This window comes from Streptomyces sp. BK79 (assembly GCF_044142145.1).
GTDB lineage: Bacteria > Actinomycetota > Actinomycetes > Streptomycetales > Streptomycetaceae > Streptomyces.
Genome location: NZ_JBHVOC010000017.1, coordinates 77,902 through 92,985, shown reverse-complemented (window position 1 = coordinate 92,985; position 15,084 = coordinate 77,902). Strand labels below are relative to the sequence as shown.

The 15,084-nt window shown below is 71.0% G+C and carries 11 protein-coding genes and 5 tRNA genes; 7 read left to right on the top strand and 9 right to left on the bottom strand.

What is annotated here, in order from left to right; genetic code table 11:
- The first annotated feature begins 7 nt into the window (after window positions 1–7).
- The gene (locus tag ACFIF2_RS22095; protein ID WP_395574928.1) at window positions 8–652 is read left to right on the top strand and encodes a MerR family transcriptional regulator; all 645 of its coding nucleotides are present in this window, start codon (window positions 8–10) and stop codon (window positions 650–652) included.
- Window positions 653–709: 57 nt separating this feature from the next.
- Here ACFIF2_RS22095 and ACFIF2_RS22090 read toward each other — a convergent pair.
- The 9 genes from ACFIF2_RS22090 to ACFIF2_RS22050 form a co-directional block, all read right to left on the bottom strand.
- Window positions 710–782 (bottom strand) — tRNA-Glu (locus ACFIF2_RS22090).
- Between the two features lie 44 nt (window positions 783–826).
- A tRNA-Gln gene (locus ACFIF2_RS22085) sits at window positions 827–898 on the bottom strand.
- A 20-nt stretch (window positions 899–918) separates the two neighbouring features.
- Window positions 919–991: transfer RNA gene (locus ACFIF2_RS22080), tRNA-Glu, on the bottom strand.
- Window positions 992–1,053: 62 nt separating this feature from the next.
- Window positions 1,054–1,126 (bottom strand) — tRNA-Glu (locus ACFIF2_RS22075).
- A gap of 39 nt (window positions 1,127–1,165) precedes the next feature.
- Window positions 1,166–1,237: transfer RNA gene (locus ACFIF2_RS22070), tRNA-Gln, on the bottom strand.
- A 91-nt stretch (window positions 1,238–1,328) separates the two neighbouring features.
- Window positions 1,329–2,063 carry an HAD family hydrolase gene (locus ACFIF2_RS22065; protein WP_395574927.1) on the bottom strand — a complete coding sequence of 245 codons (735 nt, stop codon included), beginning with the start codon at window positions 2,061–2,063 and terminating at the stop codon, window positions 1,329–1,331.
- A gap of 100 nt (window positions 2,064–2,163) precedes the next feature.
- Entirely contained in the window at window positions 2,164–3,648 is a 1,485-nt protein-coding gene (gene gltX / locus ACFIF2_RS22060) for a glutamate--tRNA ligase (RefSeq protein ID WP_395574926.1), read from the bottom strand.
- Window positions 3,641–4,426, bottom strand: coding sequence for a fumarylacetoacetate hydrolase family protein (locus ACFIF2_RS22055; RefSeq protein ID WP_395574925.1), 786 nt, complete (start codon window positions 4,424–4,426; stop codon window positions 3,641–3,643). Before ACFIF2_RS22055 ends, gltX begins: the two co-directional genes overlap by 8 nt.
- Before the next feature lie 175 nt (window positions 4,427–4,601).
- Complete coding sequence (locus tag ACFIF2_RS22050; protein WP_395574924.1) at window positions 4,602–4,790, bottom strand: hypothetical protein; 189 nt, start codon at window positions 4,788–4,790, stop codon at window positions 4,602–4,604.
- A 601-nt stretch (window positions 4,791–5,391) separates the two neighbouring features.
- On the opposite strand from ACFIF2_RS22050, the gene ACFIF2_RS22045 reads away from it, so the two are divergent.
- The 6 genes from ACFIF2_RS22045 (at window position 5,392) to ACFIF2_RS22020 (ending at window position 15,076) form a co-directional block, all read left to right on the top strand.
- Complete coding sequence (locus ACFIF2_RS22045; RefSeq protein WP_395574923.1) at window positions 5,392–9,402, top strand: nitrate- and nitrite sensing domain-containing protein; 4,011 nt, start codon at window positions 5,392–5,394, stop codon at window positions 9,400–9,402.
- Between the two features lie 9 nt (window positions 9,403–9,411).
- The gene (locus tag ACFIF2_RS22040; RefSeq protein ID WP_003993189.1) at window positions 9,412–9,825 is read left to right on the top strand and encodes a roadblock/LC7 domain-containing protein; all 414 of its coding nucleotides are present in this window, start codon (window positions 9,412–9,414) and stop codon (window positions 9,823–9,825) included.
- A gap of 111 nt (window positions 9,826–9,936) precedes the next feature.
- On the top strand, window positions 9,937–10,335 hold the full coding sequence (locus tag ACFIF2_RS22035) for a DUF742 domain-containing protein (RefSeq protein ID WP_003973454.1): 399 nt from the start codon (window positions 9,937–9,939) through the stop codon (window positions 10,333–10,335).
- Window positions 10,316–10,894 (top strand): GTP-binding protein, encoded by a 579-nt coding sequence (locus ACFIF2_RS22030; RefSeq protein ID WP_395574922.1) that lies wholly within the window; start codon window positions 10,316–10,318, stop codon window positions 10,892–10,894. Before ACFIF2_RS22035 ends, ACFIF2_RS22030 begins: the two co-directional genes overlap by 20 nt.
- 413 nt (window positions 10,895–11,307) lie before the next feature.
- The gene (locus tag ACFIF2_RS22025; RefSeq protein ID WP_395574921.1) at window positions 11,308–14,652 is read left to right on the top strand and encodes a nitrate- and nitrite sensing domain-containing protein; all 3,345 of its coding nucleotides are present in this window, start codon (window positions 11,308–11,310) and stop codon (window positions 14,650–14,652) included.
- 10 nt (window positions 14,653–14,662) lie between these two features.
- Window positions 14,663–15,076, top strand: coding sequence for a roadblock/LC7 domain-containing protein (locus ACFIF2_RS22020; protein ID WP_004983065.1), 414 nt, complete (start codon window positions 14,663–14,665; stop codon window positions 15,074–15,076).
- Window positions 15,077–15,084: the final 8 nt, after the last annotated feature.

The window sequence follows — 15,084 nt, the reverse complement described above, 5'->3', positions numbered from 1 at the left end:
GCAAGACGTGCGGCTCGCCGAACTGAGCGATCGCAGCGGTGTCTCCACCGCGACGATCAAGTACTACCTGCGCGAGGGCCTGTTGCCGCCCGGCCGCCAGGTCAACGCGACCACCGCGGAGTACGACGAGACGCATGTGCGCAAGCTGCGGCTGGTGCGGGCACTGATCCAGGTCGGCAAGGTCCCGGTGGCCACCGCCCGCGAGGTGCTCAGGCACATCGAGGACGACTCCCTGGGCCGCTCCGTCCGCCTGGGCGCGGCGGTGTGGGAGTTGCCACAGGGCCCGCAGCCGGACGAGGAGGACGAGTACGTCCGGGCAGCGCACCAGGAGGTCACCGCACTGCTGGAGCGGCTCGGCTGGGAGAACGCCAAGCAGCTGGCGGGCCTCTCCCCCGCGTACCGGGCACTGGTGGTGGGGGTGGCCACGTTCCGCCGGCTCGGCTACGACTGGGGAGCCGAACAGCTCGTGCCGTACGCGGAGTTGATGCACCGCACGGCCGTCCTGGACCTGGACAACCTGGAGCGGCACCCGTCGGAGGCGGAGCGGGTGGAGTTCGCGGTCCTCGGAGCGATCCTCAACGAACCGGTGCTGCGGGCGCTGCACCGGCTGGCGCAGGAGGAGGAGTCGACGCGGCGGTACGGCTTCGAGTGAGCCGGGTCGGGCGGACACGGCGAAGGCCCTCCGCCGAAGCGGAGGGCCTTCTCGATGTACCCCCGACCGGATTCGAACCGGCGCTACCGCCTTGAGAGGGCGGCGTGCTAGGCCGCTACACAACGGGGGCGTGGATCTTGCAAGCGTTCAATACTGCACCGCCGCAGATCCGAGCTGGTCTACCAGGACTCGAACCTAGACTAACTGAACCAGAATCAGTCGTGCTGCCAATTACACCATAGACCAATGTGGTTTAGACCAGTTTGTACCCCCGACCGGATTCGAACCGGCGCTACCGCCTTGAGAGGGCGGCGTGCTAGGCCGCTACACAACGGGGGCCCTAGCGATCCTGCATCGAGGTCGGCGGGAGCTACCCTGACCGTCCCCGCGGGAAGGATCTGTACCCCCGACCGGATTCGAACCGGCGCTACCGCCTTGAGAGGGCGGCGTGCTAGGCCGCTACACAACGGGGGCTTCGCGGATGTGCTCCGCGGCGCAGATAAGCTCTGCGAGCTGGCCTACCTGGACTCGAACCAAGACTAACTGAACCAGAATCAGTCGTGCTGCCAATTACACCATAGGCCACTGGAACGCAAGCCCCTGGGGGGATCTTGTTCTAGCGTTGCGCTTCCGGTTCCGGCCTTTCGGCCCGCTCCCCGGCGGCGCAGGAAGAACATTACCCGAAGGTGGACGGGGCTCCAAAACGAGTATCGGCGCCGAGGAGCGCGGGGAGTTCGGAGAGGGACGCGATGCGGCGCGGTCCGGTGGGCGGGTCGACGGCCGCGTAGGCGCCGCCGCGGTCGATCCACACCGACAGCAGCCCGGCGTCGGCGGCCCCGCGCCCGTCGATCTCCGGGTGGTCGCCTACGTACGCCACCTCCCCGGGGCTGAGGCCCAGGGCGTCGCAGGCCGCGAGGAAGGCGCCGGGCTCGGGCTTGGAGACACCCAGCTCGGCGGCGCACAGGATGGCCTCGAAGCGGTCGTGGACGCCGAGGACGCGCAGCTTGCGGTCCTGGACGGTCAGGCTGGAGTTGGAGAGCACCGCGTGCCGGTGGGTGCCGGAGAGGGCGTCGAGGACGGGCAGGACGTCCGGGAAGAGGGACCAGGCGGCCTCGTAGTGCGTGACGTAGCGCTGGAACCAGTCGTCGGCCTCGGTGTCGGTCAGCTCGGGGCGGCCCAGGAAGACCCGGGTGCGGTCGCGGCGCTGTGTGACGAAGTCGACCTCGCCGGCCGCGAACCGGGCCCACTGCTGCTCGGTGACCTCCCGCCAGCGCACCAGGGCCTCCTCCGCCGTTCCGTATCCGGCGAGCAGTCCCTCGGCCACCAGGTGGGCGCGCATGCCCTCGCGGTCGGCGGTGGTGTAGTCGAAGAGGGTGTCGTCGACGTCCCAGACCACGGCGCGAATGCTCATGATCCGACGGTAGCGCCGTCCGGCCCGCCGCGTCGGGCCGTACGCCGAAGGGGCGGCTCCCGGGCTTCCGGGGGCCGCCCCTTCGGGCGCGGGTGAGCGGTCAGGCAGCGAGCCGTGCCAGCGCCGCGTCGATGCGGGTCAGCGCCTTCTCCTTGCCCAGGACCTCCAGGGACTCGAAGAGGGGCAGGCCGACCGTGCGGCCGGTGACGGCGACGCGGACGGGGGCCTGGGCCTTGCCGAGCTTGAGGCCGTGGGCCTCGCCGGCGGCCAGGACGGCCTCCTTCAGGGACTCCGGGGACGTCCAGTCGGCCGCGTCCAGCTTCTCGCGGGCGGTGCGCAGCAGGGCGTCCGAGCCCTCCTTCATGGCCTTCGTCCAGCTGGCCTCGTCGAAGACCGGCTCCGGCAGGAACAGGAAGTCGACGTTGTCCGTGATCTCGGAGAGGACCTTGAGGCGGGTCTGCGCGTGCGGCGCGATCGCCTGCCACTTGGTCTCGTCGAAGTCCTCGGGCGCCCAGGGGGCGACGGGGGCCTTCAGCCACGGCCGGCAGCGCTCGGTGAAGTCCTTCACCTCGAGCATGCGGATGTGGTCGGCGTTGATCGCCTCGCACTTCTTCAGGTCGAAGCGGGCCGGGTTGGGGTTGACGTCGGCGACGTCGAAGGCCGCGACCATCTCCTCGATCGTGAAGATGTCCTGGTCGGCGGAGAGCGACCAGCCGAGCAGGGAGAGGTAGTTGAGCAGGCCCTCGGGGAGGAAGCCGCGCTCCCGGTAGAGGTTCAGGCTCGACTGCGGGTCACGTTTGGAGAGCTTCTTGTTGCCCTCGCCCATCACGTACGGCAGGTGGCCGAAGGCGGGGGTCTCCTTCGCGACGCCCAGCTCGATCAGCGCCTTGTAGAGGGCGATCTGGCGGGGGGTGGAGGAGAGCAGGTCCTCGCCGCGCAGGACGTGGGTGATCTCCATCAGGGCGTCGTCGACCGGGTTGACGAGCGTGTAGAGCGGGGCGCCGTTGGCGCGGACGATGCCGTAGTCCGGGACGTTCTCCGGGAGGTAGGTGATCTCGCCGCGGACCAGGTCCGTGAAGGTGATCGCCTCGTCGGGCATCCGGAAGCGGACGATGGACTCGCGGCCCTGCGCCGTGTACTCCTGGACCTGCGCCTCGCTCAGGTCGCGGCAGTGGCCGTCGTAGCCGGAGGGCTTGCCGGCGGCTCGGGCGGCCTCGCGGCGGGTGTCCAGCTCCTCCTGGGAGCAGTAGCACCGGTAGGCGTGGCCGGCGTCGAGGAGCTTGGCGGCGACGTCCCGGTAGATCTCCATCCGCTGCGACTGGCGGTAGGGCGCGTGCGGGCCGCCGATCTCGGGGCCCTCGTCCCAGTCGAAGCCCAGCCAGCGCATCGAGTCCAGGAGCTGCTGGTACGACTCCTCGGAGTCGCGGGCCGCGTCGGTGTCCTCGATGCGGAAGACCAGGGTGCCCTGGTGGTGCCGGGCGAACGCCCAGTTGAACAGGGCGGTGCGCACCAGGCCCACGTGGGGGTTGCCGGTGGGGGACGGACAGAATCGGACGCGTACGGGGGAGCCGGGTGCGCTAGCCACGCTTGACAACCTTGTTGGTGAGAGTGCCGATGCCTTCGATGGTGACGGCGACCTCGTCGCCGACGTTCAGGGGGCCGACGCCGGCCGGGGTGCCGGTGAGGATCACGTCGCCGGGGAGCAGCGTCATGGCCTCGGAGATGTTGACGACCAGGTCCTCGATGGAGTGGATCATCTCGCTGGTGCGGCCGAGCTGGCGCTGGGTGCCGTTGACCGTGAGCTGGATGGTCAGGTCGGCCGCGGCGGCGAGGTCGAGGTCCGTCTCGACCCAGGGGCCCAGCGGACAGGAGGAGTCGAACCCCTTGGCCCTGGCCCACTGCTTCTCCCGGCGCTGCACGTCACGGGCGGTGACGTCGTTGGCGCAGGTGTAGCCGAAGATCACGTCCTTGACGCGGTCGCGCGGGACCTCGCGGCACATGCGGCCGATCACGACGGCCAGCTCGGCCTCGTGGTGCAGCTCCTCGGAGAAGGAGGGGTACTGGATGGCGTCGCCGGGGCCGATGACCGAGGTGGACGGCTTGAAGAAGGCGAACGGGGCGTCGGGCACCTCGTTGCCGAGTTCACGGGCGTGTTCGGCGTAGTTGCGGCCGAAGGCGACGACCTTGTTGGGGAGGACGGGCGGCAGCAGCCGCACCTTGCTCAGGGGCACCTTGGTGCCGGAGAGCTCGAAGTCCGCGAACGGGATGCCCTTGATGATGTCGAGGACGAGCTGGTCCGGCTGGTCGCCCTCGACCGCGCCGAAGGCGACGTTCCCGTCGATGGAGAACCTGGCGATGCGCACGGGTTGCTTGGCCCCTCGCTGAGCTGGCTGGAGTCTGACGCTCCAGGCTAACGCGGCAAGGGGCGGGCGCCTCGCGCACTACGTGCCGTGGCCCCCCTCGGGGCGGCGGTTCGTCGCGCGGGCGCCCGTGTGCCCGGCCGGTCCGGCCGGACGTGCGGCGGCCGGGTGGTGTGTACTACTGCGCGGCGGTGGCCGCGGCCGGGACATCCATGAGGACCGTGCGGCGGGGGTTGGCGGTCTGGGCGGGGAGCTCGACGGCGTGCTCCGGCTGCTCCGGCGTCTGCAGCTCGTCGGCGCCCTCGAGGTGCGCCAGCGTCGTGCGTCGCGGGTTGGCGATCTTGTGGAACATCATCGTCGTCTTCACGGTGGTAAGAGACCTTGTCGTGTACGGGCGCCCGAGGGCCGCAAGAAGCCCTGCGAGGGCGCGGGTTGTCGGTTTTGCCTTCTCTGTAAAGCGTCAGGCTAAACATGCGATTCCCCGCCAACCCGAGCCGGGCTCATGATCTGCGTGTGAGTTTGCTCACTTATCAAGGGGCAAACCGGTCAATTCCGGCCCCCGCCCCACTCCGGCGAAACCGACATTGCACGCCTGAAGCCATCATTCCGCTCCTGATCATGTCGACTGGGACACCTTCCCCGTGTTGGCGAATCGCGGGCATACGTCCGTTTTCAGGGAGATCATTTTCTACGAGCCGTGACTCGCCCCTCACAAGCTGTCACGTATGTCACGGCCTGACCCACGGGCCTTGTTGGAGATCCTGCACTGTGCTGGAATTCCACGGACCGCCGCGGGATCGAGCCGGCGCACAGGGGGCGCACACCAGCGCCGAGCGGCGGCGAGAAGGGGGAACCAGCGCCGGTCACTCACGACCACCACGGGGGCGTATTCAGGGCGCCCCTATGACGCCGACACCGTGCCCAGCCGTTCACGCGGCCGGGTGCCTGGTCCAGAGGTTGCGACGCTAGTGCAGGGACGTTTCAAGAGGGATGGCAGCGCTTCGGCGGAGCCGGAGCCGCACGGCGGGACTGGCCCCAAGGCCGTCAGCTCCTCGCCCCAGCACGCCCAGAACCAGGGCCAGGCCCCGTCCGGCGACAGCGCAGACCGAGCCGGGCGCCCCGGCCAGGCCGCGGCATCGACCGCTCCCGGCCAGCAGCCGCCCGCCAAGCCGGCCAAGGGCTCGACCGGCCCCGGCCCGCGAATAGCCCTGCGCAACTGGCGGATCTCCACCCGTCTGGTGTCGCTGCTCGCGCTGCCGGTGGTCGCGGCGACCTCGCTGGGCGCGATGCGCATCAGCCAGTCGATGGACGACATCCAGCAGCTCGACAACATGAAGCTGCTGACCGAGATGACCAAGCAGGCCACGGAACTGGCCGCCGCGCTCCAGGAGGAGCGCGACCAGTCCGCCGGCCCCCTGGCGCACGGCTCGACGTCCAGCGCGATCGCCGTCAAGGGCGACCGGGAGAAGACCGACCGGGCCCTGAAGAACTTCCTCGACAGTTCCGAGGAGATCGACGCCGCCAGCAAGGACGGCAACCTCGTCGGTGTCCGCGACAGCCTCGTCGGTCTCGCGAGCGATCTGAACGACCTGAACCAGATCCGCGGCACCGCCTACCAGGCGAAGGACAACTCGACGCAGACCGTCGAGGCCTACCACCGCCTGATCACCCACCTGCTGGACCTGTCGCAGGACATGGCGGAGGCGACCAGCAACCCCGACATGATCCAGCGCACGCGCGCCCTGTCGGCCTTCTCCTCGGCCAAGGAGTACGCCTCCATCCAGCGCGCGGTCCTCGCGGCGGCCCTCCCCGCGAGCAACACCACGAAGGGCAAGCTCTCCGAGAACGACCGGCTCTACGCCCAGTCGGCACTGCAGAGCCAGACGTCCGAGCTTCGCAGCTTCACCAGCATCTACGGCGACGGCGCCGAGGACCTCCTCAAGCCGATCTCCGAGGGCAACCCGGTGATCGAGTCGTCCGACGAGTACGCCGGCCGCGCCGTCGGCCAGGTCAACGGCCTGGCCGACCTGGACAAGCGGTCCTACCAGGACTGGCTGGACGACAGCTCCACCAAGATCCAGCAGATGAAGAACATCGAGCTGAAGCTGCTGGAGGACATGGAGCAGCAGGCCCGCGAGCTGCGCAGCGAGTCCGAGCGCGAGGCGATCATCTCGGGTGTCGTGATCCTGCTGGTGCTCGGTGTCTCCCTGGTCGGCGCCTTCGTCGTGGCCCGCTCCATGATCCGCTCGCTGCGCCGCCTGGAGGACACCGCGACCAGGGTCGCCCAGGACCGCCTGCCCGAGCTGGTCAAGCAGCTCTCCGAGACCGACCCGCAGGACGTCGACACCTCGGTGGAGTCGGTCGGCGTGCACTCCCGGGACGAGATCGGCCGGGTGGCCGCGGCCTTCGACGACGTGCACCGCGAGGCGGTCCGCCTCGCCGCCGAGCAGGCCCTGCTGCGGGGCAACGTCAACGCGATGTTCACGAACCTCTCGCGCCGCTCCCAGGGCCTCATCCAGCGTCAGCTCTCGCTCATCTCCGAACTGGAGTCCCGCGAGGCCGACCCGGACCAGCTGTCCTCGCTCTTCAAGCTCGACCACCTCGCGACACGCATGCGCCGTAACGGTGAGAACCTCCTCGTCCTCGCCGGTGAGGAGCCCGGCCGGCGCTGGACCCGGCCGGTGCCGCTGGTCGACGTGCTCCGTGCCGCCGCCTCCGAGGTGGAGCAGTACGAGCGCATCGAGCTGGCCTCCGTGCCGACCACCGAGGTCGCCGGCCGCGTGGTCAACGACCTCGTGCACCTGCTCGCCGAGCTGCTGGAGAACGCGACGTCGTTCTCCTCCCCGCAGACCAAGGTCAAGGTCACCGGTCACGCGCTGCCCGACGGGCGGGTGCTGATCGAGATCCACGACACCGGCATCGGCCTCTCGCCCGAGGACCTCGCGGCGATCAACGAGCGGCTCGCCTCGCCGCCCACCGTGGACGTCTCCGTCTCCCGCCGCATGGGTCTGTTCGTGGTCGGCCGCCTCTCGCAGCGCCACGGCATCCGCATCCAGCTCCGCCCGTCCGACTCCGGCGGTACGACCGCGCTGGTCATGCTGCCCGTCGACGTCGCCCAGGGCGGTCGCAAGCCGCAGCCCAAGCAGCCCGGTCCGGGTGCGCCGGGCAACGGAGGTCCGGCCGCGGCCCAGGCGGCGGCCGGTGTCGCCGCCGCCCGGCGCGGTGGCGGCCAGGGCGGTGGCTCCCTCGGTGCCGGCGGGGCCTTCGGCGGCGGTGGCGGTGCCCTCGGCGCCGGCGCGCCGGGCGGCGGCGGCCGGCTCGGGGCCGGCCAGGGCCCGCGGGCCGCACTGCCGGGACGCGACGCGGGCTCCCGCCCGGGTGCGCCGGGTGGCGCGCGCGGGCCCCAGTCCCCCGCGGGACCGAACCAGCAAAACCAGCAGAACCGCCCGGCTCCGGCCGGCGCGGGTACGGGCGCCGGTGCCGGTGCCGGTCAGGCGCCCGGTGCTCCGCAGGGCCTCCAGGCCGCCGGTCTGAACGCCCCGCAGAGCAACGCCCACCAGAGCGACACCCACCAGAGCAACGCCCACCAGGGCAACGCACCGCAGGGCAACGCACCGCAGGGTCAGGACGCCTTCGGCGGTGGACGCGGCGCCTCCGCGCCCGCGCCGCGCGGCAAGCGCCGTGGGGGCGGCAAGGGCGCCAACGAGCAGGGCCGGCGTCCGCAGCTGCCGCCGCGCGGCGGTCCGCGGGCCGAGCTGCCCGGCGGCACCCCGCAGCCCCGCACGCCCAGCTGGAGCGACGAGAACGCGCAGCCTCCCGTGCCGCGCGCCTCGCTCGACGGACCGCGTGGTCACGAGGAGCCGGACAGCTCCCGCACGAACCGCACGCCGCGGGCCGACGACCGGCAGGGCCCGGGTGCCACCACCGAGATGCCCGCGATCCCCCGGCTCGGCGAGGCCCAGGGGCCCGGCGCCACGGCCGAGTTCGCCCGCCCGGACTTCGACGCCCCGGCCCCCCGCCGGGACGCCCCGCAGAACACGGGCCAGTTCGCCCAGCCGGTCCAGGAGCAGTACGGCCAGGAGCAGTACCGCCAGGACCAGTACGGCCAGGACCCGTACCGTCAGGGCGGCGCTGGGCAGAACGACCAGTTCGCGCGGCCCCAGTCCGCGGCCCCGCAGCAGAACGACGGCGGTTTCGTCCGCTCGGACGTCTTCGGCGGTCAGCCCGGTCAGGCGGGTCCGGGCACACCGGCCCCGGCCGATCCGTTCGCCGGCGCCCCGGGCTACGACAACGGCTCCACCGGGCAGCACCGCCTGCCGGAGCGCCAGGGCCCGGCCGCCACCGGCCAGTTCGAGCGCCCCCAGCAGGGCGGGACGCACGGCGGCAACGGCTTCGGCGCCCCGCAGCCGCCGGCCCCCCGGCAGGCGGCCCCGCAGCAGCGCCCGGAACCCGCGGGCCCTGACGGCAACGGCAACGGCGCCGCCGCGCAGCGGCCCGGGGACGGATGGGCCCTGCCCCCGGCCTCCGGCCCCGGTGACGGACGTACTCCGCTGTACGACACGCTGGAGACCAACTGGTTCCACGGTGACCGCGAGGCGAGGGCGCAGCACGGCGCCCCGGCCGCGTCCCCGGAGCCGCAGGCCGCCCAGCCCCAGACCCCGGCGGCCCCCCAGCGGCCCGCCACCTCCGCCTGGCGCAGCTCGCCGAACGACGACCTCGTCCGGCAGGCCGAGCGCGTCCGGCAGCCGGCGGCGGGCGGAATCACCACCTCCGGCCTCCCGCGCCGGGTCCCCCGGGCCAACCTGGTGCCGGGAACGGCTCAGCAGCAGTCGCACCAGAACGGTCCGCAGGTTTCGCGTGCGCCCGACGACGTGCGCGGCCGGCTGACCAATCTCCGTCGGGGAATCGCACAGGGCCGTCAGGCCGGTACCAACCAGACCGGCAGCTACCCGCGGCCCACTCACCAGCAGGAGCGTTAGTTGAGCCCGATGAGCCAGGCGGCACAGAACCTCAACTGGTTGATCACGAATTTCGTGGACAACACCCCGGGGGTGTCCCACACCGTCGTCGTGTCCGCCGACGGACTCCTTCTGGCGATGTCGGAAGGGTTTCCGCGCGACCGCGCGGACCAGCTCGCGGCCGTCGCCTCGGGGCTGACCTCCCTGACCGCCGGGGCGTCCCGGATCTTCGAGGGCGGCAGCGTGGCGCAGACGGTCGTGGAGATGGAACGCGGGTTCCTCTTCCTCATGTCCGTCTCGGACGGCTCGTCCCTGGCCGTCCTCGCGCATCCGGAGTGCGACATCGGCCTCGTCGGCTACGAGATGGCACTCCTGGTCGACCGCGCGGGCGCGGTCCTCACGCCTGACCTGCGCGCTGAACTACAAGGCAGTCTGCTCCACTGATCGGCCCCGGCACCACCCGTGTTACCAAATCACCGTCCGGCCGCCACAATCCCCCCACCGGCCTCATCAGACGGCACGACTGACCAACCTGCTGTCCCGCCCGGAGGATTCATGACCCCGCCCACCGCCTCTCATGATCCGTACGCGGAGCCGTACGAGGACGAGGGCGACCAGCCGCTGGTACGTCCCTACGCGATGACCGGTGGCCGGACCAGGCCGCGCTATCAGCTCGCCATCGAGGCGCTGATCAGCACGACGGCCGACCCGGCAGCGCTCATGGGACTGCTCCCCGAGCACCAGCGGATCTGCCACCTGTGCCGCGAGGTGAAGTCGGTGGCGGAGGTGTCCGCCCTGCTGGCGATGCCGCTGGGCGTGGCCCGGATCCTGGTCGCGGACCTCGCGGAGGCCGGGCTCGTCGCCATCCACCAGCCGGGCGGCGACGAGAACAACGGCGGTGCGCCGGACGTGACACTGCTCGAAAGGGTGCTCAGTGGACTTCGCAAGCTCTGACGAGGGTGGTCGCGCGACCACCTCCGCGAAGATCGTGGTGGCCGGCGGCTTCGGTGTCGGCAAGACCACGTTCGTGGGCGCCGTCTCCGAGATCAACCCGCTGCGCACGGAGGCCGTGATGACCTCCGCCAGCGCCGGGATCGACGACCTCACGCACGCCGGGGACAAGACGACCACCACGGTCGCCATGGACTTCGGCCGCATCACGCTGGACCAGGACCTGATCCTGTACCTGTTCGGTACCCCCGGTCAGGACCGCTTCTGGTTCATGTGGGACGACCTGGTGCGCGGCGCCATCGGCGCGGTCGTGCTGTGCGACACCCGACGGCTGGCGGACTGCTTCCCCGCCGTCGACTACTTCGAGAACAGCGGCCTGCCGTTCGTCGTCGCCCTCAACGGCTTCGACGGCCAGCAGCCCTACTCCCCGGACGAGGTGCGCGAGGCGCTGCAGATCGGGCCGGACACACCGATCATCACGACCGACGCCCGGCACCGCGCCGACGCGAAGAGCGCGCTGATCACGCTGGTGGAGCACGCGTTGATGGCGCGTCTGCGGTAGGTCCGCGGGCGGTCCGGCGGTGATCGCAGCCAAATCGACGAGGTCGTACGGCAGTTGTCGTAGGCGGGGCGGAACCGGCTGTGTCCTTTGACACGGTCGGCTCCGCCGTTCATAACGTTTCGGCAGAGGAATCGGGTGGTATCGACACGCGACGCGGTCAACTGGTCTCGCTGCGCGCACGAACGCCCCGTCTTTTGACGGACCTCGCTCTTTATGACCGTTTTACGTGGGGCTTACATCACGTGTAACCCCCTCGTTCCACTGTTTGGAAGAGCGCTGGTCGCCGTGCTGGAATGCCAGAACTGCCCAATGGTCAAAGACGTACTCCGCGGTAGCGCGTACTCGATGGCGGACTGGGCTCTGAGACACAGCGGCACGACGTAGGTGCCGACCGCCGAGAGGTTGTTGGTCGAGTGAGGCGAAGCAAGAACAGTCCCGAGCCATCGGCCCGGGGCAACTTCACCCCGCCGCCGCGCGCAGCGGCGACCGCCCCCGTGCCCGCTTCGGAACCCAAGGCCGATCCCGCTCCGAGCGGCGGCCGGTTCACCCCGCGCAACTGGCGGGTGGCCACCCGGCTGAACGCGATCCTGCTCATTCCGGTGCTGGTCGGCCTCGTCATGGGCGGCTTCCAGGTGAAGAGCTCGATCGACACCTGGTCGGACGCCGAGGACGCCGAGAGCACCGCACGCCTGGTCCGGGCCTCCCTCGGCTACGCCAACGCGCTCTACAACGAGCGCGACGTGACGGCCGCCCCGCTGCTGCAGGGCAAGGGGCAGAAGGACGCCACCGTCACCAAGGCGCGTCAGGCGACCGACGCGGCGGCCGACGCCTTCGACGAGGCGGCCCAGGACATGCCCGGCAAGCCGGGCCTGGAGCGCCGGCTGAAGGTGTTCCGCGAGCAGGAGCCCAAGCTCCAGACGCTGCGCGTGGCCGCCTACACCTCCAAGCTCAAGGGCGTGGAGACCGAGGAGGGCTACACCGGCGTCGCCCACCCCCTGATGGAGTTCGCCAACGAGCTCGGTCTGGGCACCGGCAACATCACCTCCTACGGCCGTACCGTCTACGCGATCTCCCTGACGAAGGCGGCGCTCTCCCTGGAGCGCTCGATCGGCATGCACATGCTGGTCAAGCCCGGTCCGGACCCGAGCCACCTCGCCAGCCAGCGCGTCGCCCTGTCCTCGTACGCCTACCTCGAGCGCATCGCGATCGAGGAGTACATCGGCGGTGGCACCGAGGCCGACGCGCAGAAGCTCGAGGACGCCGAGGTGCAGCTCAAGGAGGACGGCGCGGCCCTCGCCAAGGAGGCCAAGGCCAAGGACCCGGACTACGTACCGCCGCCGTCCAACCCGACCACCATGGTCTCCGAGCTGGCCCAGCTGAACTCCACGGACACCGGCGCGCGCGCCGAGCTGGCCCAGCAGGGCATCACGCCGGAGAACTGGTGGGCGGTCAACACCCTCAAGTTCGACGCCTACGGCAAGATCGAGTCGGATCTGGCCGACAAGGCGGTGTCCGAGGCCTCCGGCATCGCCGACGACGCCGAGCAGGACGCCTACATCACGGGTGCCGCGGTCGTGATCGCGCTGCTCGCCGCGTTCATCCTGGCCGGCATGGTGGCCCGCCAGATGAGCCGCTCGATGCGCCAGCTGCGCAACGCCGCCTTCGGCATCGCCGAGCAGCGCCTGCCGTCGCTGGTCGACCAGCTCTCGCGCACCGACCCCGGCCGGGTCGACACCCGGGTCCAGCCGATCCCGATCACCTCGACCGACGAGATCGGCGAAGTCGCCCGCGCCTTCGACCAGGTGCACCGCGAGGCCGTCCGGCTCGCCTCCGAGCAGGCCCTGCTGCGGGGCAACATCAACGCGATCTTCACCAACCTCTCGCGCCGCAACCAGTCGCTGATCGAGGGCCAGCTGAGCCTGATCACCGACCTGGAGAACAACGAGGCCGACCCCGACCAGCTGGAGAACCTCTTCCGGCTGGACCACCTCGCCACCCGTATGCGCCGCAACGGCGAGAACCTGCTGGTCCTCGCCGGCGAGGAGCCCGGCCGCCGCTGGGACCAGCCGGTCCCGCTGGTCGACGTGCTACGCGCCGCCTCCTCCGAGGTGGAGCAGTACGAGCGCATCGAGCTGTCCGGCGTGCCGGAGGCCGAGATCCACGGCCGTGCCGTGACCGACCTCGTGCACCTGCTCGCCGAGCTGCTGGAGAACGCCACCACGTTCTCCTCCCCGCAGACCAAGGTCCGCGTCACCGCGACCCGGCTGCCCGACGGCCGCGTGATGGTCGAGATCCACGACAAGGGCATCGGCCTGACCGCCGAGGACTTCGCGGACATCAACCACAAGCTGGCCAACCCGCCGACCGTGGACGCCGCGATCTCGCAGCGCATGGGCCTGTTCGTGGTCGGCCGGCTGTCCGACCGGCACGGCATCCGCGTCCAGCTGCGTCCCTCCGGCGAGCAGGCGGGCACCACCTCGCTGGTCATGCTCCCGGACGCCATCACCCACGGTGGCGGTGGCGACCAGCAGCCCCGCGACGAGTTCACGGTCTCGCAGATCATCCCGGAGCAGAACTTCCCGGGCGAGAGCTTCGGCCAGGTCGGCCAGCCCATGCGGACCGCCGCCGAGCTGGGCTTCGACGACAGCCGGTACTCCGAGGTCCCCGACGACATACGCGAGCTGGACCCGGTCGGCCGCTCGCTGATGCGCGAGGAGCGCCGCGCGGCGCTGGAGGCGCAGTCCCAGCCCGAGCTGCCCGGTGGGGCGGAGCACGGCGGCCGTCAGGAGAACGGGGCGCCCGGCTACCAGGACCAGTTCACCGGTCGGCAGCCGGCGTACGACCAGGGTCAGGGCGGCTACCAGGACCAGCACACCGGCGGGTACCAGGAGCAGCAGACCGGGCAGTTCGAGCAGCAGACGGCCCAGTTCGACCCGCAGCAGACCGGCCAGTTCGACCCGCAGCAGACCGGCCAGTTCGAGCAGCAGGCGTACGCCGATCAGCAGCAGGCGTCGTACGACGAGCAGTACTACGCGCCGAACGGCAACCTGCCGCAGGGCGAGGGCTACTCGGCGGGCGGCGGCTACCCGGACCCCTCCTACGCGGAGCCGGACCGGGGCGGGCACCAGCAGGCGGGCGCCGAGGCGCAGAGCGCCTTCCCCGCCTTCGAGCAGCGGCGCCACCAGGACGACTGGCCCCAGCAGGACGGCTTCCAGAACGGCTACCCGGACCAGTACCCTGCGGGTGCTCCGGAGGCGGAATCCGCGCAGGCCGCTGACGTGAACGAGGCGGACCGCGTAGGCTTCGACCGTCCGGGGCCGGCCCCCTCCGCCGCCCACGCGCTGACCGACGCCGGTCTCCCCCGCCGCGGTTCCCCCGCGAACGGAACGGGCGACGCGGGGCGCGTGGACCAGGAGACGCCGACCGCCGCACCGGGGACGGGCGGCGAGGACACCTGGCGGTCGGCCAACGACGACCGCTGGCAGCAGGCATCGGCGCTGCGCAAACCCAAGGCGGGCGGGGTGACCTCCTCGGGGCTGCCGAGGCGGGTGCCCAAGGCCAACCTGGTCGAGGGCGCGGCCGAGACCACTCCCCAGGGAGGCCCCCAGATCTCCCGCGCCCCGGAGGACGTCCGGGGCAGGCTGAGCAACCTGCGGCGCGGCGTCGAGCGAGGCCGCAGCGCAGGCAGTGAAACGAACGGCCAGGACGCGAGGAATGAACACCGTGGTCCTGACAGCACCTACAACCAGGAGCGTTAGTGTGAGCCCGATGAGCCAGGCGGCACAGAACCTGAACTGGTTGATCACCAACTTCGTGGACAACACCCCGGGGGTGTCCCACACGGTGGTGGTCTCCGCCGACGGACTCCTTCTGGCGATGTCCGAGGGGTTCCCGCGTGATCGCGCCGACCAGCTCGCGGCCGTCGCCTCCGGACTGACCTCGCTGACCGCCGGTGCCTCGCGCATCTTCGAGGGCGGCAGCGTGAACCAGACGGTTGTGGAGATGGAGCGGGGATTCCTCTTCATCATGTCCATCTCCGACGGTTCGTCCCTCGCGGTTCTCGCACACCCGGAGGCGGACATCGGCCTCATTGGGTACGAGATGGCCCTGCTGGTGGACCGCGCGGGCACCGTTCTGACGCCGGATCTTCGGGCTGAGCTCCAAGGGAGCCTTCTCAACTAAAGGACAGA